This window comes from Gordonibacter sp. 28C (assembly GCF_003339845.1).
GTDB lineage: Bacteria > Actinomycetota > Coriobacteriia > Coriobacteriales > Eggerthellaceae > Gordonibacter.
The window spans coordinates 309,917-334,666 of the sequence record NZ_PPTR01000004.1; the positions used below are offsets into that span (position 1 = coordinate 309,917).

Consider the following 24,750-nt stretch of genomic DNA (forward strand, 5'->3'; position numbering starts at 1 on the left):
CGTCGCCTTTCCCTTCCCCCGCATCTCCATCCCGCATGCCACGTCCGCCCACGATCACCTGACCGGCCGGATAGCGCCGCTCATAGCCCTCGCCAAGGCGCTCGGACACGCCCTCGAGCAGCAGGTCGACGGCGTCGCAGTAACCTTGGAAGCCGCGGCCTTTCACCTGAGCCACGCAGGCGGGCGCGATGACCGACACGCGGCGGAACGCCTCGCGGGCGTCCACGTCGGAGATGTGCACCTCCACGCAGGGCACGTCGACGCCGCCCACGGCATCGCGCAGCGCGTAGGAGTAGTGCGTATGGGCGCCGGGGTTGTACACGATGCCGTCGTAGGCGTCGCGCGCGCCGTGGACGGCGTCGACGAGCTCTCCCTCGCTGTTCGACTGGAAGCAGGTCACGGACGCGCCACGGCGCTCGGCGTGCTCCTTCACCAAGCGCTCGAGGTCGGCAAGGGTCTCTCGCCCGTACACGGCGGGTTCCCGCACCCCCAGCATGTCGAGGTTGGGCCCGTTGAGCAGCAGGATCTTCTTCATGTCACTCCTTCGATCGCACCCAAGCGCCCAAGTGCTCCAGGATGGCGGCATCGTCCACGTCGAGCAGCTCCCACGAGCCCACGTCGCGCAGCAGGACGAAGCGCACCTGGCCGCGGCGGGCCTTCTTGTCGCGTTTCATGGCATCGAGCATATCGGCAGGGTCGGCGGACCAGGCGAGCGCGGGAAGGCCCAGGGCGTCGAGCAGGTCGTCCTGCGCGGCCACAAAGTCGGCGGACGCGCCGACGAGCTCCACGGCCAGTCGGGCCGCGAAGCGCATGCCCTCCGCCACGGCCGCGCCGTGGGAGAACGCGCCGTAGCCCGCGAGCGTCTCCACGGCATGGCCGAGCGTGTGGCCGTAGTTCAGGCACTCGCGCACGCCGCGGCTCTCCGTCTTGTCCTGCGCCACCACGTCGGCCTTGAACACCACCGAGCGGGCGATGGCCTCGGCCACCGCCTCGTCCTCGCGCGCCGCGAGCGCGCCGGCCGCGTCGACGAGCCAGAAGAAGAACTCGTCCGAGTCGATGACCGCCGACTTCGCGATCTCGGCGCAGCCGCACGTCCATTCGCGTTCGGGCAGCGTGGCGAGCGTCGCCGTGTCGGCGCACACGTAGGCAGGCTGCTTGAACGCGCCCACCAGGTTCTTGCCGGCCGCCAGGTTCACGCCCGTCTTGCCGCCCACGGACGAGTCCACCATCGACAGCAGCGTGGTGGGAACCTGCACGAGCGCCACGCCGCGCATGTAGGCGGACGCCGCGAATCCGGCTAGATCGCCCACTACGCCGCCGCCCAGCGCCACCACGACGCAATCGCGCCCGAGCGAGAGCTGCGCCATAGCCTCCCATATCTCGCCGGCCACTTCGACGGACTTGGTGTCCTCGCCCGCCGGCACCACGATGTCCGATACGCGGAAACCCGCAGCTGCAAGCGACTCTTTCGCCTGGTCGCGGTAGAGCGGCGCGACGTTCGAGTCGGTTATGACGAGCGCGCGCTCGGTTCGCTCGAGCGAGGGCACGCCGCGCATGCGCCGTCCCAGCGCGTCGAGCACGCCGGCTCCGATGCGTACGTCGTAGGGTTCCTCGCCGGGGATGTTCACGATCACTTTCGTTGCCACAGGATTCCCTCCCTCTCCAGCACGCCGCGCACTTCGCGCGCGATGGCCGAAACGCTCTTGCCGGCCGTGTCCACCACGGCGTCGGCCACGTCCTCGTACAGCGGCAGGCGCCCTTCGATGGTGGCCCGGGCGGTGCCGAGGTCCTGGAACAGCGGGCGCGTGGACAGGTCGCTGATGCGCGACGCGGCCTCGTCGGCCGTGACCTGCAGGTACACCACGTAGCCTTTCTCGGCCAAGATGGCGCGGTTCTCGGGCCGCAGCACCACGCCGCCGCCGCACGACACGAGCAGCGGATCCTTCGCCGCCAGCTCGCGCAGCACGTCGGTTTCGATGGCGCGGAAGCCCTCCTCGCCCACTTCGGCGAAGAGCTCCTTCACGCGTTTGCCCTCGCGCCTCTCCAAGTAGGTGTCGACGTCGATCGACGCGATGCCGCAGGTGCGCGCGAGCTTTCGGGCAACGGACGTTTTGCCCGCGCCCATGAAGCCCACGAAGAACACCGGCTTCGCCAGCTCGGACACGACGCGCGCGGGGCGGTTGTGCGACTGCAGGCTCGACCCGTCTACGCGCGTCATCGCGAGATCGTCCGCAAACGCTGCCGATAGGACTTCACGGCCGCCTTGATGTCGGTCATGTTGTCGTGCCCGAACTTCTCCAGGTACGCGTCGGCCAGCGCGAACGCCACCTCGGCCTCGGCCACCACGGCGCAGGCGGGCACCGCGCACACGTCGCTGCGCTCGCGCGAGGCTTCCTCCGGCTCCAGCGTGTCCAGGTTCACCGTGGACAGCGGCGTCATGAGCGTGGGAATGGGCTTCATGGCCGCCGTGACGATGAGCGGCATGCCCGTGGTCATGCCGCCCTCCAGGCCGCCCGCGTTGTTGCGGGTGCGCGTGAAGCCGGCTTTGCGATCCACCGTGATGGGATCGTGCACCTGCGAGCCGGGACGACGCGCGGCCTCGAAGCCCAAGCCGAACTCCACGCCCTTGATGGCCGGGATGGAGAACAACGCGCCGCCGATGCGCGAGGTCAAACGCTCTCCCGCCGTGGCGTAGCCGCCCACGCCGGGCAAAAGGCCCGTGGCCACGACGCGGAACGTGCCGCCCAGGCTCTCCCCCGCCTCGCGGGCGGCGTCGATCTCGGCCTTCATGGCCTCGGTGGCCTCAACGCTGGGGCAACGCACGTCGGAAAGCTCGATGTCGAGCGGCTTGTAGTCGGGCGCGGCGAGCATCGGGTCGTCCTCGTCGAGGGACGCGCCGCCGATGGAGGCCACGTAGGAGAACACCTCCACGCCCAGCTCGGCCAAAAACTCGCGCGCGATGCCGGCCGCCGCGACGCGCGCGGCCGTCTCGCGGGCGCTCGCACGCTCGAGGATGTTGCGGCAGTCGTCGGTGTTCGTTTTGAGGGCGCCCACGAGATCGGCGTGGCCGGGGCGCGGGCACACCTCGCGCGCCAGGTCGGACGGCACGTCGCCGAACGCCGCCATGCGGTCCGTCCAGTTCTCCCAGTCGCGGTTGGCCACCACGAGCGCCACGGGAGACCCGATGGTGCGCCCGAAGCGCACGCCGGCGGTGACGGCCACGCGGTCGCGCTCGATGGCTTGGCGACCGCCGCGCCCGTAGCCGGACTGGCGACGAGCCAGATCGCTGTTGATCTGATCTTCCGAAATCTTGAGGCCCGCAGGCACGCCGTCCACGATGGCCGTGAGCGCCGGCCCGTGGCTCTCGCCCGCTGTCATGTAGCGCATAGTGTTTCGCTTTCCCGCTGTCGTGGTTTTCGCCTATTGTACCGCAGCCGCGTAGCGAGGCGAGCGACGGCTCGGGCGTCGTACCAGATCGCCATGAAGCGCAGGGTGCAGAAGGGTTCGATAGAGGCGGGGTTATCCCAGGTCGAAATCAGCCGCTTCGGCCATGACGGCGAACAGGTCGAAGGTTTCGAGATCGACGTCGGCGCCGGCGATGTCGCAGACGGTGCGCACGGTAGCCTCGGCCTGGGCCACCAGCATGCCCGCGCCGTCCGACACGGTGCAGTCCGCAGCGCGCGCGCCGGCGACGAAGGCCGTCTCGCCGTGGCCGTACACCACGTCGAACGCACGCTGGCCCGCGCAGAAGAGCGCGACGTCGAACGGAGCGGGATCGTCCGCGCGCATGCCGAGCGGCGTGGCATTCACCACGAGGTCGGCTCCGTGGATGGCCTGCGTGGACGTGGCGTAGCTGCCGAATTTGAACGTCGTGCCGTCGTATGCCTGGCGGAAGCTGCGATGATGCTCCTGGGCGGCCGGCAGGTCCACTGCGGCCGACGACAGCCGTCCGAACTCTTGGACGTAGGCGTCCAGCACGTCCCGCGCACGCTCCTTGTCGCGCCCGACGAGCACGACCTCGTCCGCACCGGCGATGGCGCAGGCGTGCACGATGGAGAGCGCCGTGGGACCGGTGCCGCACACGACCACGGAGCAACCCGCGAAGTCGAAACCCGTGCGCTCGAGATAGGCCACGCAGCCCTGCCCGTCGGTGTTGTAGGCAAGGAGCGCCTCGCCGTGCCTGACCAGCAGGTTGGCACCGCGCGCGAGCTTGGCGGACGCCGCCTTGTGCGTGGCTGCCTCGTAGGCGAGCGGCTTGTACGGCGTGGTGATGTTGACCGACAGGAAGTCTCGGGCATCCAGAAACGCGCGCGCCTCGTCTTCGCCGGCCTTGTCGGCCAACTCGTAGCGCCACGGCAGTCCCAGACGCTCGTACACGGCGTTGTACATGGCGGGCGACTTCGAGTGCGCGATAGGATGGCCCAGCAGGTACAGGTTCTCGGCAGTCGTCGCTTCGCTCATGAGGTTCCCTCCGCACTCGCAGGTTCGTCGATATTCGCCGCAGGTAGATCGGCTTCCACCACAGGTCCACCAACGTCAGCAAGGGTTCCCGCAGTGCCTGAGATCGTGGGGATGGCGGGGGCGAGGCGTACTTCGGTACGCGATCCTTCGGCATCGCCGCGAGATCGGGTGCCGAGGGAAGCCGCCCCTGAAGGGACCTGCTTCGCGGCGCAGCAGTCGACTGGTTCCGTCGGCCGGCAGGCCGACGGAACCGAAGCGCCCTCCGGCTCGCGCTCGCCCATGACGAGGCGCTCGAAGTTGCGCAGCAGCAGCGTGTGGGGCAGGTCCTGCTCGACAAGCGGTGCCAGCAGGTAGGCCTTCATGCCCACGAAGTGCGCCCCCAGCACGTCGGTGACCAGCTGGTCGCCGATGACGACCGTGGCGTCGCGCGTGGCGCCGATCTTTTTCAAAGCCACGAGGAACGCGGGCGGCAGCGGCTTCACCGCCTTCGCCACGATGGGCAGCGACAGGCGGTTCGCCAGCTGGTAGACGCTTTCGTGCCAGTTGTTGGACACGAGGCAGAACGACACGCCCGCGTCGCGCGCCTTCGCCAGCCAGTGGCCCGCGTCGCGCGGCACCTCGTGCGTGTCGCGCGAGAGGATGGTGTTGTCGATGTCGAGCAGCACGAAACGGAAGCCGAGCGCCAGCAGGTCGCGCTCGATGTCGACGTGCGACAAGCGCGAGAAATAGCGATCGGGTTCAAGGAGCGGCATGGCGGGCTGCTTTACGGATAGAGGCGGACGGTCGGACGCGAGACGGCCTACGAGAACGTGCTGATGTGCTCGTCGTACGTCTCGGTGAAGTAGTAGTTGTCTCCCTCGAAGTAGAAGAAGAAGTACTTGCCGAGCGATTCCTGATCGGGCGCGCACACGGCCTTGAGGCAGTCGAGGCCCGGCGAGCAAATGGGCGTGGGAGGCAACCCCTGGTTCGTGTACGTGCTGTACGGCGTCTCGGAATGCACCTCGTCACCGGAAGGATCGTGGCCCACCTCGTAGGCGGTCGTGGCGTCACTTTGCAGGAAGCCGTAGCTGGGCTCGCCCGTCGTCTCCAAGCGGTTGTAGAACACGGCGGCCACCTGGGCGCGGATCTGCTCGTCGCCGCTCGACTCCTTCTCCACGATGGAGGCCAGCTTCACGGCATCGTAGATGGAAAGCCCCTGCGACTGCGGGTACGACCAGTCCAAGCTCGCCGTTTCCTTCTGGAACTGGTCGAGCATCAGCCGGATGAGCGAGTCGGCCGTGGCGTCGTCGGCCACGGCGTAGGTCTTCGGAAACAGGAAGCCCTCGAGGGAGTTCGTGCCCGCATCGGCCAAGAAGCTGTAGCTGCCGGCGTACGCGCTCGCGTCGAAGGCGGCAGCCGTGAAAGTCTCGGCCGTGATGCGGCCCTCGGAAGCCGTGGCGACGGCCGCGGCGATGTCGGAGAGCTTGTAGCCCTCGGGGATGGTGAGCGCGTTGCCCATGTCGGGGCCCGCGGCGAGCTGTTTGATGATGTCATCGAGCGACGTGCCGCCCGCGAACGTGTACGTGCCGGGCTTGAGCTGCGCGTCCACGCCAAGCTCGTTCACACGCTTCGTGAAGTCGGATGCGCTGCCCACGAGGCGCTTCTCGACGAGCTGGTTGCCGATGTCCTTGGCCCCGGCGCCTTGCTCCACCACAATGGTGGCTTCCTCGCCCGAGGCGAGCAGCTCCACGGACGTGCCGGAGCAGCTGTTGAACAGGGTGAGGGCACCCCAGGCCAAGCCGCCAAGGACGACGACGGCCAGCACGATAGAGAAAATGACGGGGCCCTTGCTCCGCTTCGGGCGAATGTAGCTGGTGTCGTACGTGCGGAACTCGCGCTCGCCGCGCGCATGCGCCGAACGAGCCGCGTGGTTGGGGCGCTGCGAATACGTGACCTGCTTCCGTGGGGGCATGGACCTTCCTCTACCTTTCAGCTTGCCTAACGGCGCGCATCGAGCCACGCCTGCAGAAAAAGACTAGCCGCTATCATATCTATTTTGCCGCGCATCTCGCGTTCGGTCAGGCCCTTTTCACGCAAACTCCGTTTGGCCTCCTGCGAGCTCAACCGCTCGTCGGCGAACTCGTGCGGCACGCCGCACGCCTTGCTTAGAGCGTCGGCCACGCCTCGGATACGCGCCGCCTGCGGTCCCTCTTCACCGGCCAGCGTGAAGGGCAGGCCGCAGAGCAGAAGCTCGGGCTCCCAGTCTTCCAAAAGACGTCGGAAAGGCTTGGCACAAGCGACCACTTCGGCAGCCGGCAACACGCACACCGGGGACGCCACCCGCTCCCCCGGATCGCTCACCGCGACGCCGACGCGCGTCTCCCCTATGTCGAGCGCCATGATGCGCATGCGTCTTTCCTCCACCTGTCTCGGCTACGTCCTATCCTTGCTATTGTCGCATGTTGCGAGCAGGGACGCCACGTCGACGCCGCCATCGATTCCCCACAACTGCAAAATTCAGAAAATCATGCCGGTTCTGCTGAAATATCACGTTTGTGCATGATCATATTGAAGAATAATCAAGGCGATGCCTTTCCCATCTGGTCATATATTTAATGATATATATACATATATATAAAAAGACCCGAAAAGTCGTTCACAAACGTGATTTTTTAGCAGAAACGGTTCCAAAAACGCATTTCGCCCTCAATCTACCTCGATCAGGGCGTTTTCCCTGGTGGAAACAGGGCCCTGCAGTGGCGTTTGCCAGGTTGGGTTGGGTTGGGTTGGGTTGGGGCCAGGGCGGGAGGTTGGAGTCGGGAACCTGCAGAGAAGCCAGCGTAGGCGATCGCTTCCCCCTGCCGCATCGGAACAGGGTTCCCCTCCAAAAAGAGCGCCGAAGGCGCGACACCGCCTTCCCTTCTCCCTTCCCGGTCCGACATGGACGCCTCCCCCGGCAGCTTCGCAGGCTGACATGCTCGAAGCATGCAAGAGCCGCCTCGGGCTCGGGCGCGGGCGGAAGGGCCCGAGGCGAGTTCCGCACGAGCCGGAGGCCCCGGCGGGGCCTCCGTGCGAGCCCAGGACTGCCCGAGCAGCGGGCCCTTCCGCCCGCGCCCAGCCAGAAAGCTTACAGCAGCATCCCTCGGGCAGCCTCCAGAGCCGCGTCGATGCCCGAGGCGTCCTTGCCGCCCGCCTGCGCCATGGAGGCCTTGCCGCCGCCGCCGCCCTTCACGCAGGGCGCGATGGCCTTGATGACGGCACCGGCGTCGAAGCCGGCCTCCACCGCCTCCGGCGAACCGGCCGCCAGCAGCGTGGGCTTGCCGTCCTTTTCGGTGGCGAGCACCGCCGCACCCGGCTTGCCAAGGCGCGCGCGCAGCACGTCCCACATGTTGCGCATCTGGCCCGCATCGGCCTCCGGCATGCGTCCGAATACCACCGGATAGCCTGCGGCGCTCGTCTGCGCGTTGTCCAACAGCGCGTTGATGCCGTCGTCGGCCACCGCCTCGCGGTTGCGCTTCATCTTGGTCTGAAGCTCCTTGAGCTGCTTCACGTTCGCAGCGGTGCGCTCGCCCACGTCGAACAGAGGAACGCGCAGAACCTCGGCGCTCTCCTTGAGCTCCGCCTCCATGCGGTTCATGTAAGCCAACGCGTCGAAGCTGGTAACCGCCTCGATACGGCGCAGGTTGGCGCCCACGCTCGTCTCGCTCGTAACCTTCACGAAGCCGATCTCGCTCGTGGCGGACACGTGCGTGCCGCCGCACAGCTCCTGCGAGAACCCCTCGATGTCCAGCACGCGCACGAACTCGCCGTACTTCTCGCCGAAGAGCGCCATCACGCCGGCCTCGCGGGCCGATGCGAGCGACGTCTCGTAGGCGCGCACGGCGTGGTTCTCCATGATCTTCTCGTTCGCCAGGCGCTCCACCTCGGCGATCTGGTCGGCCGTCATGGCCTCGAAGTGCGTGAAGTCGAAACGCAAACGGTTGTCGGCAACGTAGCTGCCGGCCTGCTTCACGTGGTCTCCCAGCACCTCGCGCAGCGCCCAGTGCAGGATGTGCGTGGCCGTGTGGTTGCGGCGGATGCGCTCGCGGCGCGGCACGTCGATGGCGGCGCGCACGGCGTCGCCCGCCACGATGCGGCCTTCCTCAACCTGCACGGTATGCGCGATGAGGCCCTTCTCGGGCTCCTTCGTGTCAAGCACGCGCGCGGCGGCGCCTTCTTTCGTCATGGTGCCGGTGTCGCCTATCTGGCCGCCCTTCTCGGCGTAGAACGGCGTGGCGTCCACCACGATGCGCCCTTCGTCGCCCGCCTCCAGCGCGTCGACCTGCCGGCCGTCTTTCACCAGAGCCAGCACGCGCACGTCGGCGTCGTTCTTCGTGTAGCCCAAGAACTCGGTGGGCCCCACGGCCTCCAGGATCTCGGCCATGACGCCGCCGTACGTGGACCAGGCGGCCTCGGCGTCCTTCGTGTTGGCGGCGCGGGCGCGCTCGCGCTGCTCGTCCATGCAGCGGCTGAAGCCCTCCATGTCCACCTCTATGCCGCGCTCGTCGCACAGCTCGCGCGTGACCTCCACGGGGAAGCCGTACGTGTCGTGCAGCGTGAACGCGCGGTCGCCCGGGAGCACGTCGCCCTCGAGCTGGGCCAGCGCCTCGTCGAGGAACGCGCGGCCCTGGCGCAGGTTCGCGCCGAAGCGCTCCTCCTCGGACAGGATGACGCGGCGCATGAGCTCGCGGTTCTCCACGATCTCGGGGTACACGTGCCCCATGAGGTTCACGATCTCGTCCACGTAGTCGTTGAGGAACGGCTTGTCCAGGCCCAGCAGGTGCCCCTTCATCACGGCGCGGCGCAGCAAACGGCGCAGCACGTAGCCGCGGCCCTCGTTCGAGGGCAGGATGCCGTCGGCGATCATGAACGCCACGGCGCGGCTGTGGTCGGCCATGATGCGCAGCGACAGGTCGACCGCCGCGTCCTCGCCGTACAAGGTGCCCGTCAGCTTCTCGCCCACGGCCACCAGGCTGCGCAGCACGTCGGTCTCGTAGTTCGATTGGACGCCCTGCAGGATGGCGGCCATGCGCTCCAAGCCCATGCCGGTGTCGATGTTCTTCTTGGGCAGCGGCTCGAGCGTGCCGTCCTCCTGGCCGTTGTACTGCGTGAACACCAGGTTCCAGTACTCCAGGAACCGGTCGCAGTCGCAGCCCGGCGCGCAGTCGGGGCTGCCGCAGCCGAACTCCTCGCCCTGGTCGTAGTAAATCTCCGAGCAGGGGCCGCAGGGGCCGGTGGGCCCGGCGCGCCAGAAGTTGTCCTCTTCGCCCAAGCGCGAGATGTGGTCGTCGGGCACGCCCAGCTTCTTCCAGATCTCGATGGTCTCGTCGTCGTCGAGGAACACGGTGAAGTACAGGCGCTCGGCCGGCAGGCCCAGCACCTCGGTGGAGAACTCGTAGGCCCAGGCGCACATCTCCTCTTTGAAGTAGTCGCCGAAGCTGAAGTTGCCCAGCATCTCGAAGAAGCTCTGATGGCGGCCCGTGGTGCCGATGATGTCGATGTCGTTCGTGCGCACGCACTTCTGCACCGTGGTGGTGCCGACGTAGGGGGCCTCCAGGTGCTTCTGCTGCAGGAAGTACGGTTTGAACTGCACCATGCCGGCGCTCGTCAGCAGCAGCGACGGATCGTCGGGGATGAGCGAGGACGAAGGCCAGCGCTTGCAGCCCTTCTCCTCGAAAAAGCTCAGGTACTTCTCGCGGATCTCCGCGCTGGTTAGGTACTTCATGTCGTCAATCTTTCTGTCCGTAGGTCCGCGCATCGAACTTCTCCTCCGATGCCCTTCGTATGCTCAGGACAAGGCAGGCGCAGCGGCATCCGCCTTGTCCAAAACGTGCTGGGGATAGTTTAGCGTTCTTTGTTCTGCCGCGCCTTCTTTTCCGCCTCGGCTTTTTTCAGCTCGATGCGCTCGATCGCGGCCGACACGTCGGGATGCGGCGCGATGGCGTCGGCGATGGGGTCGACGGACTCGCCGCCGGCGGGCGTTCCCTGGAAGAACACGCCGTCCTTCGCCACGAGCTGGCGGCCCGTGCGCTTCTCGAAGTAGTACACGAACACCGACTTCGCCACGGCCACCGCCGGAATCGAGGCCAGCATGCCCACAAGCGAGCCGGTGAAGCCGCTCATGGCCCCGCCGATGGCCGAGCCGGCCATCAACGCGATGAGGGTGAGCGCCGGATGCACGTCCACCGAGTTCGCCATGATCTTCGGCGACACGAACGTGTACACGATCTGCTGGATGGCGATGGTTCCCACCAGCGCCACGAGGGCGATCCACGGGCTCACGAACACGCCCACGATGGCGGCGAGCGCGCCTCCCAGCCAGGGCCCCACGATGGGGATGATGTTCATGAGGCCGGCGATGCCGCCGAGGGCCGCGTAGTTGGGAATGCCGATGACCCCGAACAGCACGACGCACCCCACGCCGATGATGGCGCACTGCAGCAGCGTGCCCTTGATGTAGCCGCCCATGACGCGCGTGAACGTGACGTGCAGCATTTCCATGTCCTCGCGATGCCGCGGGTTGATGAGGCGCTCGCATTCGCGTCCGAGCGCCGGCAGCTCCATGAGTATCCAGAACGCCACGACGAGCGCGAAGCCCAGCGCCATGAAGGTGTTGACCACGCCGGTGCCGATGGCCACCACGCCCGAGGCGCTGTCGCGCGCAAGGGTGGAGGCCCAGTCGACGAGCGCGGAGAACGCGTTCTCGATCCAGCCTTTCACCGTGTCGTTCTGCAGCACGTCGGCGTAGCGGGCGTACAGGTCGTTCCCCCAGCCGGCGATGGTCTGAACGTAGCCGGGTATGCTCTGCACGAGGTTGGTGAACTGGTCGCCCACGCCGAACGCCGGCGAGAACATGAGCAGGCCCACCAAAGCCAGCACGACGAACATGAGCACGTAGGCGATCGTGGTGCCGACGACGCGGGAAACGCCCAGCTTCTCCAGCTTGTTCACCGGGCCTCGCAGGCAGAACACGATGACCACGGACCAAATGACGATGCCGATGGGAACGCTGAGAATGTTGGTGAGGTACACGAGGACGCCCGTCAGCAGAATAGCGCCGACGATGGTCCACACCGTGAGGAAACGGCGGCGCGCCTTCAGCGCTTTGACCTCCTCGCGCTCGGTCTGTTCGGGATCCAACGGGCCGGCTCCTCGCTACGCTTCGGACTTGACCTGGTCGGACGCTGCACCCGCACCCTCGGAACCCTGCTCGCTCTCATAGGTGAAGTATTGCGCCGCCGCGTCCGTATCGGACGTGGCGGCGGTCGTCACCGCATCGGCCATGCTCGCGGCGGCTTCCGACGTCTTCTCCGCGGCGGCGCGCTTGGCGGCCGCCTTCTCCTCGCGCGCGGCGCGCTGCTCGGCCCTGTGCTCGCGCTGGTCGTTCACGGCGGCCTCGGCAACGGCAGCCGAGCCCTTGACCACGCTCTTCACGGCGTCGGACACCTTCGCGTCGGCCGCCTTCTCCTGGCCCAGGGCCACGGATTCGTCGCTCGCGCGCTTCGGCTTGAACGCGTTGCGCACGCGGCTCGTCACGTTGTTCACCAGCTCCATGGGCGCGCTCGTCACGGAGTCGACGGCGTCGACGGCCGACGACACGGAATCGGTGATCTCGTTCACGTCTTCGAGGATCTGATCGACGCGCATGATCTCGAGGTTGGCGGCGTCCACCGTGAGCGACACGCGCTCGACGAGCGGATCGACCTTGGCCGCCACGGGCTCGAGCGAGGCCGTGATGCGCTCCACGCTGGCAAGCGTGGGCTCGACCTGCTTCTGCACCTGCTCGACGGTTTTGCGCGTCCTGCGCACCGTCATGACGAGCTCGACGACGAGCCAGATGAGTGCCGCACCCACGAGCACGTAGACGATGGGCAACGCTATGCTGATGACTTCGCTGATATCCATGTTGGCGCCTCCTGAGCTACCGAAGTTTTCACTATATCATGTCCACCTCGGATTCTATACAGGCCGACTCACGTTTTCATCCGGCTTCCATAGGCGGTAGCCGATCGGTTACTTTCAACGCGACGTGGGGTTTTGCGTATCGCCGTCCCGCTTGTCCAGCGGTGCGCCAACCTCGCCAGAAGGAGCCTTCGCGTGCGGCGGGCGCGCGGCGGGCGGCGCGGCGTCGATTCGGTCGCGCGCGGCCGCGTCGGCGCGGTACGCTTCCCAGCCGCGGTCGCTCGGACGGTAGAACGCCCCGCGGCCCAGCCCCTCGGGCAGGTAGCGCTGGTCGACCCAGCCGCCCGGATAGCTGTGCGGGTAGAGGTACCGGCCGTAGTTCTCGGAACCCGGACGGTGCCGGTCGCGCAGGTGGTCGGGCACGGAGCGGGCGGGGCCGTTGCGAACCTCGGCGAGCGCGGCGTCGATACCCGCCTCCGCCGCGTTGCTCTTCGGCGCGAGCGCCAGGTAGAGGGCGGCCTGTGCCAGGTTGATGCGACACTCGGGATAACCGATGACCTCGGCCGACTTGAAGGCCGCCTCGGCGACGAGCAGCGCGTTCGGGTCGGCGTTGCCGATGTCCTCGGAAGCCGCGATGAACATGCGGCGCGCGATGAACTTCGGATCCTCGCCCCCGTCGATCATGCGGGCGAGCCAGTACAGGGCCGCGTCCGGATCGCTGCCGCGCATGGACTTGATGAACGCGGAGATGATGTCGTAGTGCATGTCCTTGTTCTTGTCGTAGGGCAGCGTGCGATGGGGCGCGGCGGCGCGCACGTTGTCCTCCGTGACGGCTGCGGGCTTCTTGCGCGTGCCCGGCGCCACCATGCCGGCGGCCAGCTCGAGCGTGGTGAGCGCGCCGCGCCCGTCTCCGCCGGCCAGGAGCACGATGGCGTCGCGCGCCTTGGCGTCCAGCCGGTAGAGGCCGCCCAGGCCCCGCTCGTCGGCTGCGGCGCGGTCGACGAGCTCGCCGATATCCCCGTCCGAGAGCCCGTGCAGCTCCACGACGCGCGAGCGGCTGATGAGCGCCGAGTTCACCTCGAAGAAGGGGTTCTCCGTGGTGGCGCCCACCAGCACGAGCACGCGGTCTTCCACCGCATGGAGCAGCGCGTCCTGCTGGCTGCGGTTGAAGCGGTGTATCTCGTCCACGAACAGGATGGTGCGCAGGCCGAACGCGGTCAGGCGCTTCTCGGCCGCGTCGATCTCGCGGCGCAGGTCCGACACCGTGCCGCCGATGGCCGACACCTCCACGAACGTGGCCTTCGTGGTTTCCGCGATGATGTGCGCAAGCGACGTCTTGCCCGTGCCGGCCGGACCGAACAGGATGACCGAGCTCAGCTGGTCCTGCTCGATGGCGCTGCGCAACCAGCTGCCGGGACCTACGGCCTCGTCCTGCCCCACCAGCTCGTCAAGCGAGCGCGGGCGCATGCGCACGGCCAAGGGCGCGACCTCGGACTTGCGCTCGTTTTCCATTTCGGTGAATAGCGTATCCATGGCGACCATCATATCATGCGAACGCTTGTTTGCATAGAAAGTCCATCGCCTAAAACCGAAGGATGTGCCGACCAGGTGCGCTGTTTGTGAAAACGACGCAACAAATAACATGTCAAGACTTTTCTTCGGCCGAAACGCACGTATACTCTGAATCAGGTCCTGCCCTCGAAGCCATACTTTGCGATGGACCGATGCTATAACATGAGGGAGCTCAAGATAGCGCGTGAAATGGAGATTCGCATCCGTTGATGCGAAAGCCAGGAAGCGGGCTGCGAGCACCCACCTTTTGAGGTGGGTTCATCCTTCTGGCCGGGGGTGGGGCTCTTCACGCAACGCAGAAGAGGCGTCGTGCGACCGCAAGGGGCACGGCGCCTCGACGTTTTCCAGGGGCTGCCCCGGCGCCGCCGAGAGAACGGCCGGCGGGGGAGTTCTCGCCGAACCGGCAGAGCTCCGAACCCTATTCGCCTCGGTCGGCCTCAAGCGGGACGATGCTCAGCGTGTAGCCCAACGGGACCAGCAGCTTGAGCAGCGTGTCGACGCGCGGCGCGGAGCGCATCGACTCGATGCGGGCGATGGCCGGCTGCTTCAACCCGCTCGCCTCCGCCAGGTCGCGCTGCGTCATCCCCCGCGACTCGCGAGCCTCGATCATCTTGCCGATCAGATCGACTTCAAAAGAAACCTGCTCTCGTTCGGCCGCTGAAACACGGCTTTCATCAGCCAGGTAGTCATCAATCGTTTCAATATGGCCGTAGCTTCTCATGATCCGAACCTCTCGATGTAGTCGTTGCGGTTCCGCTTTGCCTTCGCCAGTTCCCGACGAGGCGTTTTCTGCGATTTCTTGAGAAAGCAATGCAGAAGCACGATCTCTCCGTTCCTCCGACAAAAGAACAGCACGCGATATCGCAACACCCTCAACTCCCATAAATCACCTTCAAGGTGCTTGACCTGCGGACGACCGATGCGCGTGCCGTAGCAAGAGAGCGCCTTCATATAAGAGATCATCTTCTCTCTCAAAATGCGCGCGTTCTTGTCCGATTCCGCCTTGCCCTGCAACTCATCCAAAAATTCGATGATCTCAGACTTGCCCTCCGGCGATTTATAGAAGACTACTTTTTTACATATCGAGCCTTTCCTGTATGATAACAAACTAGTTATCATCATGCAAGAGAGGCGAGCGTCCCTGATTTGATTTTCGACGGGCTGCGGCCTCTCCCTTTCCCGCGAAAAGCATAGCTCCGCAACCTTGCACGGAAGCCGTCAGAGAACCCTGCGCAAAGCCGCGAAAACCTTGCACGCTTCTTGCAGGAGGACCTGAGCGATCTTGCCGAAACCTTGCAGGAATCTAGCGCGGATCAAGCGGGAATCAAACGAAGGCCAGACGCATCGAGGCGCAAACGGCCGCCCTACGCGGCCGGGAACCTCAGAACGAACGTGGTGCCCTCCCCTTCGGCGCCTTCCACTTCGATGACGCCGTGATGGTAGAGCACGGCGTGCTTCACGATAGCCAACCCCAGGCCCGTGCCGCCCGTTTCCTTCGAACGGCTCTTGTCCACGCGGAAGAAGCGCTCGAACACCTTGTCGCGCAACTCCTCGGGAATGCCAGGGCCCGTGTCGCTCACGCGCACGCACACGCAGTCCACCGGGCCCTCGTCCTCGTGCAAAACGCACGGCTCCGACTCTCGCCCGATGCGCATCACCACCGAGCCGCCTTCGTGGTTGTAGCGTATGCCGTTCTCGATGAGGTTGTAGAGCATCTCCTCGGCCAGCGTCTCGCTGCCGGCTATGTGCGCCGATGCTCCCTCGACGCGCACTTCGACGCCCTGCTCGGCGGCGAAGCTGGCCAAGCGGCCCGCCACACGCCCGGCCACGGCGTGCAGGTCGATGAGCACGGGGTCGTCGCCGAACGCGGACTCGTCCAGACGCGAGAGCGTGAGCACGTCGTTGATGAGGGAGCGCATGGCCTGCGCCTCCTCGTAGATGAGCGCGGCGAACTTCTGCCGGTCGTCGGGCTGCACCATGTCGTTCTTCATGAGCTCGGCGTAGCCGGATATCACCTGCAAGGGGGTTTTCATCTCGTGGCTCACGTTGCTGGAGAAGTCGCGACGCATGTTCTCGGCCTCGGCCAGCTCGCGGTTCTGCAGCAGCAGCCGCCGCTGCTGCTCGTCGATGCGGATGAGCAGCGGGTCCATCTCCTCGTAGATCTCGTTCTCCAACGGGTCGGCGAAGTTCAGCGCGTCGATGGGCTTCATGATGCGGCTGGTGAGCGCCTTGGACAGCACCAGCACGAGCACGGCCGCCACGACCACGGCCACGAGCAGCGGCACGAGCATGTCGCCTAGGAAGGCCAGCAGGGAGTGGCGCGTCTCGGACAGGCGGACGATGCTGCCGTCGTCCAGCTTCACGGCCGCGTACACCGTGTCGGTGCCGAGCGTGTCCGAGAAGCGCATGATGGTGGCCTGGCCATTCTCCCCCGCCTCGCGCACCTCGGGGCGATCGGCATGGTTCTCCATGGCGGCGGGGTCGGCGGCGCTGTCGTAGAGCACCTGGCCGTCGGACGCGATGAGCGTGTAGCGCGTGAGGCCGGCGAACTGCTCCTCGAGCGCGGGGATGTTCGCCTCGGGAGGCGATACGTTGAGGTAGGCGGCGGCGTCTTGCGCGCTCGCGGCCAGCTCGGCTTCGGCGTCGTGCTCGTACGAGAGGTAGTATATGGTGGTCATGGCCACGCCCAGCACGAGTATGACGCCCATGGTGAACGCCAGAACACCGGTGAATATCTTTCCGGCCAAGCTTTTCACGCGGAAATGGGTGGGGCTCATGGCTGCTTGACGCAGTAGCCCACGCCACGCACCGTTTGGATGTACGCGTCGGAACCCGCGCCCGCCGCCGCCAGCTTCTGGCGCAGCGTTTGGATGTGCACGTCCACCGTGCGCGTCTCGCCCACGTACGTCATGCCCCACACGTCTTCCAACAGCTGGCGGCGCGAGAGCACGTGGCCTTCGTTCTGCATGAGCGTGCGCAGAAGATCGAACTCCTTGAGCGTGAGCGTGACGGGTTCGCCGTTCACCGTGACGTCGTGCGACGAAACCGTGAGCGACAGGGGTCCGCAGGAGAACTCGTCGTCGGCCGCCACGGCCGGCGCGGCGGCGCGGCGCATGAGCGCGTTCACGCGGCTCACCAGCTCCATCATGCCGAAGGGCTTGGCCAGGTAGTCGTCGGCGCCGGCATCCAGGCCGCTCACCGTGTCGAACTCCGTGCCCTTGGCCGTGAGCATCATGACCGGCAGGTGCTTCGTGGCCGGATCCTCGCGCAGCATGTGCAGTATCTCCAGCCCGTCCACCTCGGGCAGCATGATGTCGAGCAGCACGAGCTCGGGCAGGCGGCGCTTGCAGGCGGCGAAGAACTCGCCCGCCGCCGCGAACCCGCACGCCTCGAAGCCGGCCTGCTTGAGCGCGTACACCGTAAGGTCGCGGATGTTGGTGTCGTCTTCAACGTAATAGATCATGGGCGCAATCCTTTCGACCGGCAGCACGCTTCCACCGCCGTCAAGCCTATTGTAAAGCAGAAGGAAAAACGCAACGGCGCGACAAGGTCAAATTTGCGTAAAGACGGATGCCCGCCGACCGGGACGCCGCCGAGGGACGGCGGCGTCGATGGCGACGAAGCGACTCGCCGCTATGCCGATACCGGCATGAACCTGCTTGAGGCCCCGTCGCACCAGGTCGCCGTCGACAAGCGACAGGCCGGTGGGGGGGCCGGCAGGCGGGCAGGCGGAGTATAGGCAGTGCCCGGATCGGCCGGGCTCGTGGAAATGCGGCGTCAGCCTAGCCGAACCGGCCCGCCACGTAGTCGGCGGTGCGAGGGTCGGCGGGGGCCGTGAAGATGTCGTCCGTGGGGCCGGCCTCCACCATCTCCCCCAGCAGGAAGAAAGCCGTCTTGTCGGACACGCGCAGCGCCTGCAGCATGTTGTGCGTGACCATGATGACGGTGTACTTGTTCTTCAACTCGCCCACCAGGTCCTCGATCTTGGCGGTGGAGATGGGGTCGAGCGCGCTCGTGGCCTCGTCCATCAGCAGCACCTCGGGGCGCACGGCCAGGGCGCGGGCGATGCACAGGCGCTGCTGCTGGCCGCCGGAGAACCCGAGAGCGTTCTTCTTCAGGCGATCCTTCATTTCGTCCCAGATGGCGGCGTCGCGCAGGCTCTGCTCGACGATCTCGTCCAGGTCGGCGCGGTTCTTGATGCCGTGGGTGCGCGGGCCGAACGCCACGTTGTCGTACACGCTCATGGGAAAGGGGTTCGGCTGCTGGAACACCATGCCCACGCGGCGGCGCAGGCTGTTCACGTCGATGGATCGGTAGGCGTCCTCGCCGTCGAGCGTGATGTCGCCCTCGACGCGGCAACCCTCGACCAGGTCGTTCATGCGGTTCAAGCTCTTCAACAGCGTGGACTTGCCGCAACCCGACGGGCCGATGAGCGCCGTCACCTGGTTCTGGGGGAAGTCCAGGTTGATGTTCTTCAAAGCCTGGAAATCCTTGTAGTACAGGTCCAGGTCGTGCACGCCCATCTTCGCGGGCGCGTCGATAGGCGCCTTCACCTTCATCTGGCGCTCGTCCGCCTGACCTTGGGCATGCGGCATGTAGGTTGCCGGGGCTTCCTGCTTCGAAGCGGTTTTCTCAAGCGTTGCGTTAGGCATCTGCGCCTCCCTTGTTCATCTTCTTTGCGGCGAACGTGGCCAGCAGGTTCAGCAGAACCACCAGAACCAGCAGCACCACCGCCGTCGCGTACGTTTCGTTGACGTGCAAACCCTCGCTGGCGAGCGCGTACATGTGCACGGCCAGCGTGCGGGTGGAGTCGAACAGCGCCGCGAAACCCTCGCCGGCGAAGTTCGGGATCTGGGCGATGGAGCCGGCCGTGAAGATGAGGGCCGCAACCTCGCCCACGCAGCGTCCGAGCGCCAAGATCACGCCGCCCAGGATGCCGGGGATGGCCGAGGGCAGCACGCAGCGGAACACCGTGCGCAAACGGCCGGCGCCCAGGCCGAAGCCGCCTTCGCGGTAGGAGTCCGGCACGGCCAGCAGCGCCTCCTCGGTGGTGCGCATGACCACCGGCAGCACCATGATGGCCAAGGTGCAGGCGCCTGCCAGAAGCGACAGGTTCCAGTGCAGCGCCGTCACGAAGAACAGCATGCCGAACAGGCCGTAGATGATGGAGGGGATGCCCTGCAGCGTTTCGGTGGTGGTGCGCACGATCTGCACGAACCTGCTGCCGCGAGGCGCGTACTCCACCAGGTAGATGGCCGACCCCACGCCGATGGGAACGGCCATGACCAGCGAGAGCCCCGCCATGATGAGCGTGTTCACCAACGCCGGCATGAGCGAGACGTTCGTGGAGTTGTACTCCCATTCGAACAGGGCGGGCGTGATGTAGGGCACGCCGTTGATGAGGATGTATCCCACCAAGAACAGCAGCACGGCCGTGGTCAGCAGCGCGCCCAGGTACACCACCAGGCGCAGCAGCGTGGACACGACGCGACGCTGCTTCCGGTGGCGCTCCTCCACCGCCGCGAACAGCGAGTCGATATGGTCTCCCGAACCGGGGGCGACCGCCGGAGTGCCGGCGCTTTCGTAGGCTATCGTCAGTTTCGCGCTCATTACTTCAGCTCACCCCGCTTCTTGATGACGTTGAACAACATGGTGATGAGCAGGATGAACACGAACAGCACCACGCCGGTGGCCACGAGCGCCCCGCGGTGCAGGTCGGCCGCGTAGCCCATCTCCAACACGATGTTGGCGGTCATGGTGCGCACGCCGTCGAAGATGCTGCTGGGAATGACGGTCTGGTTGCCGGCCACCATGATCACGGCCATGGTCTCGCCGATGGCGCGGCCCACGCCCAGCACGATGCCGGCCATGATGCCCGACACGGCGGCCGGGACGATGACGCGGAACACCGAGCGCTCGTGGTCGGCGCCCAGCGCCAGCGCGCCCTCGTAGTACTTCTTGGGCACGGCGTCGAGCGCGCTCTGCGCCACGGTGATGATGGTGGGCAGGATCATGATGCCCAGCAGCACGGCGGCGGCCAGCAGCGACAAGCCGCGTCCGGGCATGTTGTCGCGGATGAACGGCACGATGACCACCAGGCCGAAAAAACCGTAGACGACCGAGGGGATGCCCGCCAAAAGCTCGACGCCCGGCTTGAGGAACGCCGCGACCTTGCCGCTGGCGAACCGCGACAGGAAGATGGCGCACAGAAGGCCGATGGGCACGCCCACGACGATGGCCCCGGCCGTGACGTAGATGCTGCCCACGATCATGGGGAAGATGCCGTAGATGTCGTTGGCGGGACGCCATGTGGTGCCGAAGAGAAATTCCGGGAGGCCGATCTCCGCGATGGCCGGCACGCCGTTCGCGAAGAGGAAGACGCAGATAAGAGCTACCGCGAGGATCGATATCCCCGCGGCAGCCACGAACAGCGCCTTCGCAATGCCCTCTTTGATGTGAAGTTGAGACATTACCATCCTTATCGAAAATACCTGTTCGTTGAAGTCGGCGAGAGGCGTCGAACCGCCCCGCCCAACGGGACGGGGCGGTAAGAACGCACGTGCTTAACGGTTAGGCCAAAGCCTCTTCCCAGGTGGTCACTTCGCCCGTGTAGATAGCCTTCACCTGATCGGAGGTGAGCTCGTCGACGGAGGCGTCCTTGTTCACGATAACGGCGATGCCGTCCTGAGCGATAACCGTGGCCTTGACGCTGGACTTCTCAGAGTCCTTCAGCTCGCGGGAGGCCATGCCGATGTCGCAGGTGCCCTCCGTGGCCATGTTCACGCCGGTGGTGGAGTCGGACTGGTTCACCTCGATGGTGACGTTGGGGTTGAGGGCCTTGTAGGCCTCGGCCAGCTTCTCCATGACGGGGGTCACGGAAGAGGAGCCGGCAACGACGACCTTGCCGGACTTGCCGGAGGCGGTGTATGCCTTGGCGGACTCGTCAACGGGGATGTACTTTTCGTCGCCGACGACCTTCTGGCCGTCTGCGCTCATGATGAAGTCGACGAAGTCCTGCGCCACGTCGGACAGGCCGTCCTTCGTCACGATGTTGAACGGACGGGCGATCTTGTAGTCGCCGCTCTTCACGTTGGCGGTGGTCGCCTCGGCGCCGTCGATCTTCACGGCCTTCACCGTGTCGTTCAGCGAACCCAGCGAGATGTAGCCGATGCCGTTCGCGTCGCCGGCCACCGACGTCATCATGACCGACGTGGAGTTCGTGATGGCGGCCGAAGTGGTGGTCTTGTCGACCTTCTCGCCGCTGGAGTCCTTCTCCTCGATGCCGAACAGCTCGATGAAGGCACCGCGCGTGCCGGAGCCGTCCTCGCGCGAATACACGGAAACCTCGCCGGACGGGGACGTGGCCTTCGCATCGCCGCCGCCGTTGGAGCTGGACCCGCCATCGTTGCCGCCGGAGCAACCCACGATGCCGAACAGGCCCAGCGCGAGCAGGGCCCCCATCGCAACCATAACCAAACGCTTCTTCATGCTCTTCCTTTCCTTGGCGCCCTGCAGGGCGCATATAGTCTGGTTCGTGCACGACACTTGGAAAACAGAGATGTCGCACTTCCCATGATGAAGAAACCGCATCAAGTGAATGTCTCGTGTCGATCAAATTTTCGTAAAGCCTTGGGGGAAGCGAGAGAATGCCGCCTTGTTGCGGTTCTTGCCCGCATGACGCATGAAGGGGCGTTACAATGGTTTGACGAGGTTCAACGAGGGGAAGACCGAAAGGGGGTGCATTGATTCAATGAAGCTTTCCGCACGCAATACGCTGAAGGGCACCGTCACGGCCATTCATCCGGGAGCGGTTAACGCAATCGTGATCATGGAGCTGGAAGGTGGGCAGCTCATCACGTCGACGATCTCTATGGGATCGCTCAAGGAACTCGAGTTGGAAGTGGGCAAAGAGGCCTACGCCGTCATCAAAGCGTCGTCGGTCATCATCGGCGTGGACGAGTAGCGCGGGCGCCCCGCGAATGCGCGAGACCGCCACGACTGCGCGATCCTGCAACAAAGCCCCGCACGCGACATCGCGTGCGGGGCTTTGCCGTTGCTTGGGAGCCAGCCGGGACCTTCCGGGGGCGGCGCGCCTGTCATACGGGTGCCCTGAAGAGCGCCCGTAGAGGCGGGGCTCGCACCTACGAAGGGCGTTCCGGCGAAGCCGGCAAAACGACGTCGCTTCGCACTCGCTAGGCTAGCTTCAACTCGCTCACCGCAGTCTCTATCTTGCTCGCGGAGAACTTCTCACCTTTGATCTTCTTGACGCCCCGCTCGATGTTCTTCCTATCGGCCGCAGGACCGAGCAGCGATGCAACGTAGTGCGTCGTCGTCAGCAATTCGAGTTCGTAGGGCGTTTTCCCACCGAAGCGCTCAAGCGATTCGTCAACGAAGCCCCGCCACTCGGCAGACAGGCGCCCCGCTTCTAGCTCGCCACGCGCCTCGCCGGTAATGCCGATCAGATGCGACTGTCCGCGACGGGTATACCGTATCAAATCCTCGCGGGAGAGCTCGTCAAGATCATCATCAAGCTTTCGGCTGTAAGGGCCGTAGAAGTATATCTCGTAGTCGTAGCCCAAGGGCGTGTTCCCTACCTTTTCGATAAGGTAGACGAGTTTCTGAAATTTCTTTTTCCCTAAATCAGTTATATCCATTTGGGAGCATTTTTCGGCAATGTAAAGCAGCTCGATTTTCTCGCCCATGTCGCCACCCTCCTGTCGCTTTCGCCATTATAGGCTTTTCTCCAACAGCTCTTGTACGATTCTTTCTGCTTCTACTTTGTATTCATTTGAAACGTACAGTCTTTGAATGTGTATCTCTTTCTTAAGGCTTGCCAAAAGCAGCGATTCGTCCAGTATCGACACAGGTTCCTTTTGGTGCCCGACAACCACCGGGATACCCCTCTCGTCCAATGCTTCCTCCGATATCGCATGAACGGGCTTCCTCGGACGGTCGGAAACCAAATGCAAGGAAACATCTTCTTCCGACAGACCCGATTCCGCAAGGCGGGCGGCCAAGCTATTCTCCATTATCCCAAAAACCATTCCGCCCTCTTTGTTCATGTGAACGTTAGTCGCGTAAATGCACGACATTGTTTCCCTCTCGAGGAAAGCCCGAGCGCTTCGCATGGTTCGGCTCTTGTCAATTTCCCGCATAACCTTAGCGTCGTTCCATTCAAGGTATTCGTACACGTCGGTGGGAAAATAGCCTCCGGGAAGAATGTCTCCAAGACAGTCGGTGAGACGCTTGTCGAGCAAACGTCGCGTCTTGTGGAAATACACCTGCAAAAACATGAAGTAGCGCGCGAGCACGAATTCCTCTACCGCGTGCACGCCACCGCGTTCGATGGCGAGGCGGAGCGCCGATCCGTCATCGCTTCGATACACCGTGAAAGATTCAACCAACCTATCGAGGTCGTAATGGCCGTACTGAACTCCACAATAATACGAATCGCGCAGAAGGTAGTCCATCTTGTCGCAGTCGAGCTCGCCGTCCATGAAGCTCTTTAAAAACTGGAAATCGGGAGAGATATACTGCTCGTTCAGCACGTCCGTGCCGTCGTAGATCATCCAAATAAGCTCTGGCGTTATATCGAATTTCTCGCCGTACTTTTGTCTTGTTTCAGCACCGATTTTTCGGATGCAAGTTCCCACTTCGGTTTCAAGGAGAATCTTCCTCGTATAATCTTCATGTTCGAGATTCCCTTCAAACAGGGTTTCCGAAGCATGGGAAAAGGGAGCATGCCCAAGGTCGTGGGTCAACCCGATTATCCTCAGTATTTGGCGATACCAATCGCGCGTAGCGGTGTCAAAAAGACCCGGATTCTTATCCGTGACTGATTCGAGCACGGCCGACGCGAGGTGCATGACACCAAGTGAATGACCGAATCGCGTGTGCTCCGCACCGTGATAGACGAGGCTGGTAGTAGCCAGCTGCTTGATACCTCGAAGCCTCTGGAAAGGAGCGCTGTCGATGATGGCCAACTCGCCCTCGGATACGGGAATATAGCCATGAATCGGATCCCTGAATCGATACAAACCTATCGCCCTCCCCCGTCCAGCTTCCTATTTCATAAATATATTATAGAACAAATGTTCCCTGTAGGGGAATAGGGAAACTGATTCAATTTTAAATCGCTTGAGTCGGAAGCTCGCTCTTTTCACGCACGACGGCCCTCCCGTTTTTTGGCGAGAGGGCCGTCGGTTTGTTTGCGATGCTCCGAGGTGCTAGGCAGCCTTCTGGTCAAGCGAAGCCAAGATGGTTGCGAGCTCCTCGGGGGTTTCGAAGGGGCGCTCCTCCTTCGTATCCACCACCACGACCTCGCCGGTCCACTTCTTGGGCTCGGGCTTCTCGGCGGAATCGGCCGGCTGCGGAGCTTCCTCTGCTTGAGCTTCGTCCGCCTTCTCCACGTCGAACTCCTTGGTGCGAATGAAGAACTTCGCGTCGAACTCGTCGCGCTCGGGGAAATCCTCGCGGGTGAAATCGTACTTGAGGTTCTCCAAGATGGAGGCGACAACCTCCTGCATGGGCTTGGTGCCCTCGAAGCGCATCAGGCCCTTCTCGCTGTTGAAGGTGGCGCCGTCGCTCACGTACACCGTGCGCACGCGCTGCTGGCGCTTCTTCTCGGCCGTATGGATGCCCATGACCAGCGCCGCGACCACGCCCCACCACACGATGGCGAGCACCAGGTCGAACGGGTCGTCGACGAAGTTGAAGCCCAGGTAGTACCACAGCCACAGGAAGAAGCCCGCGGCAACGGTCAAAACCGCCAAGATGATCCAGTTGCTCTTCTTCATG

General features: G+C 64.6%; 23 protein-coding genes and 1 pseudogene. 1 reads left to right on the plus strand and 23 read right to left on the minus strand.

What is annotated here, in order from left to right:
* Positions 1-118 precede the first annotated feature (118 nt).
* From aroQ to C1878_RS07425, 20 genes and pseudogenes are all read right to left on the minus strand, one after another.
* Positions 119-586 (minus strand): annotated as a pseudogene (aroQ, locus tag C1878_RS07330) (type II 3-dehydroquinate dehydratase); the annotation flags it as partial.
* Positions 537-1,646 carry a 3-dehydroquinate synthase gene (gene aroB / locus C1878_RS07335; RefSeq protein WP_114600955.1) on the minus strand — a complete coding sequence of 370 codons (1,110 nt, stop codon included), beginning with the start codon at positions 1,644-1,646 and terminating at the stop codon, positions 537-539. The gene aroB and the pseudogene aroQ, both read right to left, overlap by 50 nt.
* A complete protein-coding gene (locus C1878_RS07340; RefSeq protein WP_114600956.1) occupies positions 1,631-2,218 on the minus strand; it encodes a shikimate kinase in 588 nt (195 codons plus the stop codon). Before C1878_RS07340 ends, aroB begins: the two co-directional genes overlap by 16 nt.
* Complete coding sequence (aroC, locus tag C1878_RS07345) at positions 2,215-3,387, minus strand: chorismate synthase (protein ID WP_114600957.1); 1,173 nt, start codon at positions 3,385-3,387, stop codon at positions 2,215-2,217. The genes C1878_RS07340 and aroC overlap by 4 nt, the downstream gene beginning before the upstream one ends.
* Before the next feature lie 132 nt (positions 3,388-3,519).
* Entirely contained in the window at positions 3,520-4,461 is a 942-nt protein-coding gene (locus tag C1878_RS07350; RefSeq protein ID WP_114600958.1) for a shikimate dehydrogenase, read from the minus strand.
* A complete protein-coding gene (locus C1878_RS07355) occupies positions 4,458-5,213 on the minus strand; it encodes a YqeG family HAD IIIA-type phosphatase (protein WP_114600959.1) in 756 nt (251 codons plus the stop codon). The genes C1878_RS07350 and C1878_RS07355 overlap by 4 nt, the downstream gene beginning before the upstream one ends.
* A gap of 47 nt (positions 5,214-5,260) precedes the next feature.
* Positions 5,261-6,412 carry an endolytic transglycosylase MltG gene (mltG, locus tag C1878_RS07360; protein ID WP_114600960.1) on the minus strand — a complete coding sequence of 384 codons (1,152 nt, stop codon included), beginning with the start codon at positions 6,410-6,412 and terminating at the stop codon, positions 5,261-5,263.
* 26 nt (positions 6,413-6,438) lie between these two features.
* Positions 6,439-6,849 (minus strand): Holliday junction resolvase RuvX, encoded by a 411-nt coding sequence (gene ruvX, locus C1878_RS07365; RefSeq protein WP_114600961.1) that lies wholly within the window; start codon positions 6,847-6,849, stop codon positions 6,439-6,441.
* 718 nt (positions 6,850-7,567) lie between these two features.
* Positions 7,568-10,204 carry an alanine--tRNA ligase gene (gene alaS / locus C1878_RS07370; RefSeq protein WP_114600962.1) on the minus strand — a complete coding sequence of 879 codons (2,637 nt, stop codon included), beginning with the start codon at positions 10,202-10,204 and terminating at the stop codon, positions 7,568-7,570.
* Between the two features lie 119 nt (positions 10,205-10,323).
* Positions 10,324-11,619 carry an AI-2E family transporter gene (locus C1878_RS07375; protein ID WP_199519302.1) on the minus strand — a complete coding sequence of 432 codons (1,296 nt, stop codon included), beginning with the start codon at positions 11,617-11,619 and terminating at the stop codon, positions 10,324-10,326.
* Between the two features lie 15 nt (positions 11,620-11,634).
* Positions 11,635-12,384, minus strand: a complete 750-nt coding sequence (locus C1878_RS07380) for a DUF948 domain-containing protein (protein WP_114600963.1) — start codon at positions 12,382-12,384, stop codon at positions 11,635-11,637.
* A gap of 114 nt (positions 12,385-12,498) precedes the next feature.
* Entirely contained in the window at positions 12,499-13,914 is a 1,416-nt protein-coding gene (locus C1878_RS07385) for a replication-associated recombination protein A (protein WP_241963649.1), read from the minus strand.
* A 457-nt stretch (positions 13,915-14,371) separates the two neighbouring features.
* Positions 14,372-14,674: a helix-turn-helix transcriptional regulator gene (locus C1878_RS07390; RefSeq protein ID WP_114600964.1), complete on the minus strand. Its 303-nt coding sequence runs from the start codon at positions 14,672-14,674 to the stop codon at positions 14,372-14,374.
* A complete protein-coding gene (locus C1878_RS07395; RefSeq protein WP_199519303.1) occupies positions 14,671-14,976 on the minus strand; it encodes a type II toxin-antitoxin system RelE/ParE family toxin in 306 nt (101 codons plus the stop codon). Before C1878_RS07395 ends, C1878_RS07390 begins: the two co-directional genes overlap by 4 nt.
* A gap of 341 nt (positions 14,977-15,317) precedes the next feature.
* Complete coding sequence (locus C1878_RS07400; protein ID WP_114600965.1) at positions 15,318-16,730, minus strand: ATP-binding protein; 1,413 nt, start codon at positions 16,728-16,730, stop codon at positions 15,318-15,320.
* On the minus strand, positions 16,727-17,416 hold the full coding sequence (locus C1878_RS07405; protein ID WP_114600966.1) for a response regulator transcription factor: 690 nt from the start codon (positions 17,414-17,416) through the stop codon (positions 16,727-16,729). Before C1878_RS07405 ends, C1878_RS07400 begins: the two co-directional genes overlap by 4 nt.
* A gap of 319 nt (positions 17,417-17,735) precedes the next feature.
* Positions 17,736-18,476 (minus strand): phosphate ABC transporter ATP-binding protein PstB, encoded by a 741-nt coding sequence (gene pstB, locus C1878_RS07410; protein WP_369833625.1) that lies wholly within the window; start codon positions 18,474-18,476, stop codon positions 17,736-17,738.
* 121 nt (positions 18,477-18,597) lie between these two features.
* On the minus strand, positions 18,598-19,563 hold the full coding sequence (gene pstA / locus C1878_RS07415) for a phosphate ABC transporter permease PstA (RefSeq protein WP_114600968.1): 966 nt from the start codon (positions 19,561-19,563) through the stop codon (positions 18,598-18,600).
* Entirely contained in the window at positions 19,563-20,423 is an 861-nt protein-coding gene (gene pstC / locus C1878_RS07420; protein WP_114600969.1) for a phosphate ABC transporter permease subunit PstC, read from the minus strand. The genes pstA and pstC overlap by 1 nt, the downstream gene beginning before the upstream one ends.
* Positions 20,424-20,523: 100 nt before the next feature.
* Positions 20,524-21,441 (minus strand): substrate-binding domain-containing protein, encoded by a 918-nt coding sequence (locus C1878_RS07425; protein WP_114600970.1) that lies wholly within the window; start codon positions 21,439-21,441, stop codon positions 20,524-20,526.
* 262 nt (positions 21,442-21,703) lie between these two features.
* On the opposite strand from C1878_RS07425, the gene C1878_RS07430 reads away from it, so the two are divergent.
* Complete coding sequence (locus tag C1878_RS07430; RefSeq protein WP_114600971.1) at positions 21,704-21,916, plus strand: molybdopterin-binding protein; 213 nt, start codon at positions 21,704-21,706, stop codon at positions 21,914-21,916.
* Between the two features lie 229 nt (positions 21,917-22,145).
* Here the strand turns inward: C1878_RS07430 and C1878_RS07435 are convergent, their stop codons facing one another.
* From C1878_RS07435 to C1878_RS07445, 3 genes are all read right to left on the minus strand, one after another.
* A complete protein-coding gene (locus C1878_RS07435) occupies positions 22,146-22,655 on the minus strand; it encodes a hypothetical protein (protein WP_114600972.1) in 510 nt (169 codons plus the stop codon).
* A gap of 27 nt (positions 22,656-22,682) precedes the next feature.
* Complete coding sequence (locus C1878_RS07440; RefSeq protein WP_199519304.1) at positions 22,683-23,936, minus strand: HD domain-containing protein; 1,254 nt, start codon at positions 23,934-23,936, stop codon at positions 22,683-22,685.
* Positions 23,937-24,179: 243 nt separating this feature from the next.
* The gene (locus C1878_RS07445) at positions 24,180-24,749 is read right to left on the minus strand and encodes a hypothetical protein (protein WP_114600974.1); all 570 of its coding nucleotides are present in this window, start codon (positions 24,747-24,749) and stop codon (positions 24,180-24,182) included.
* Position 24,750: the final 1 nt, after the last annotated feature.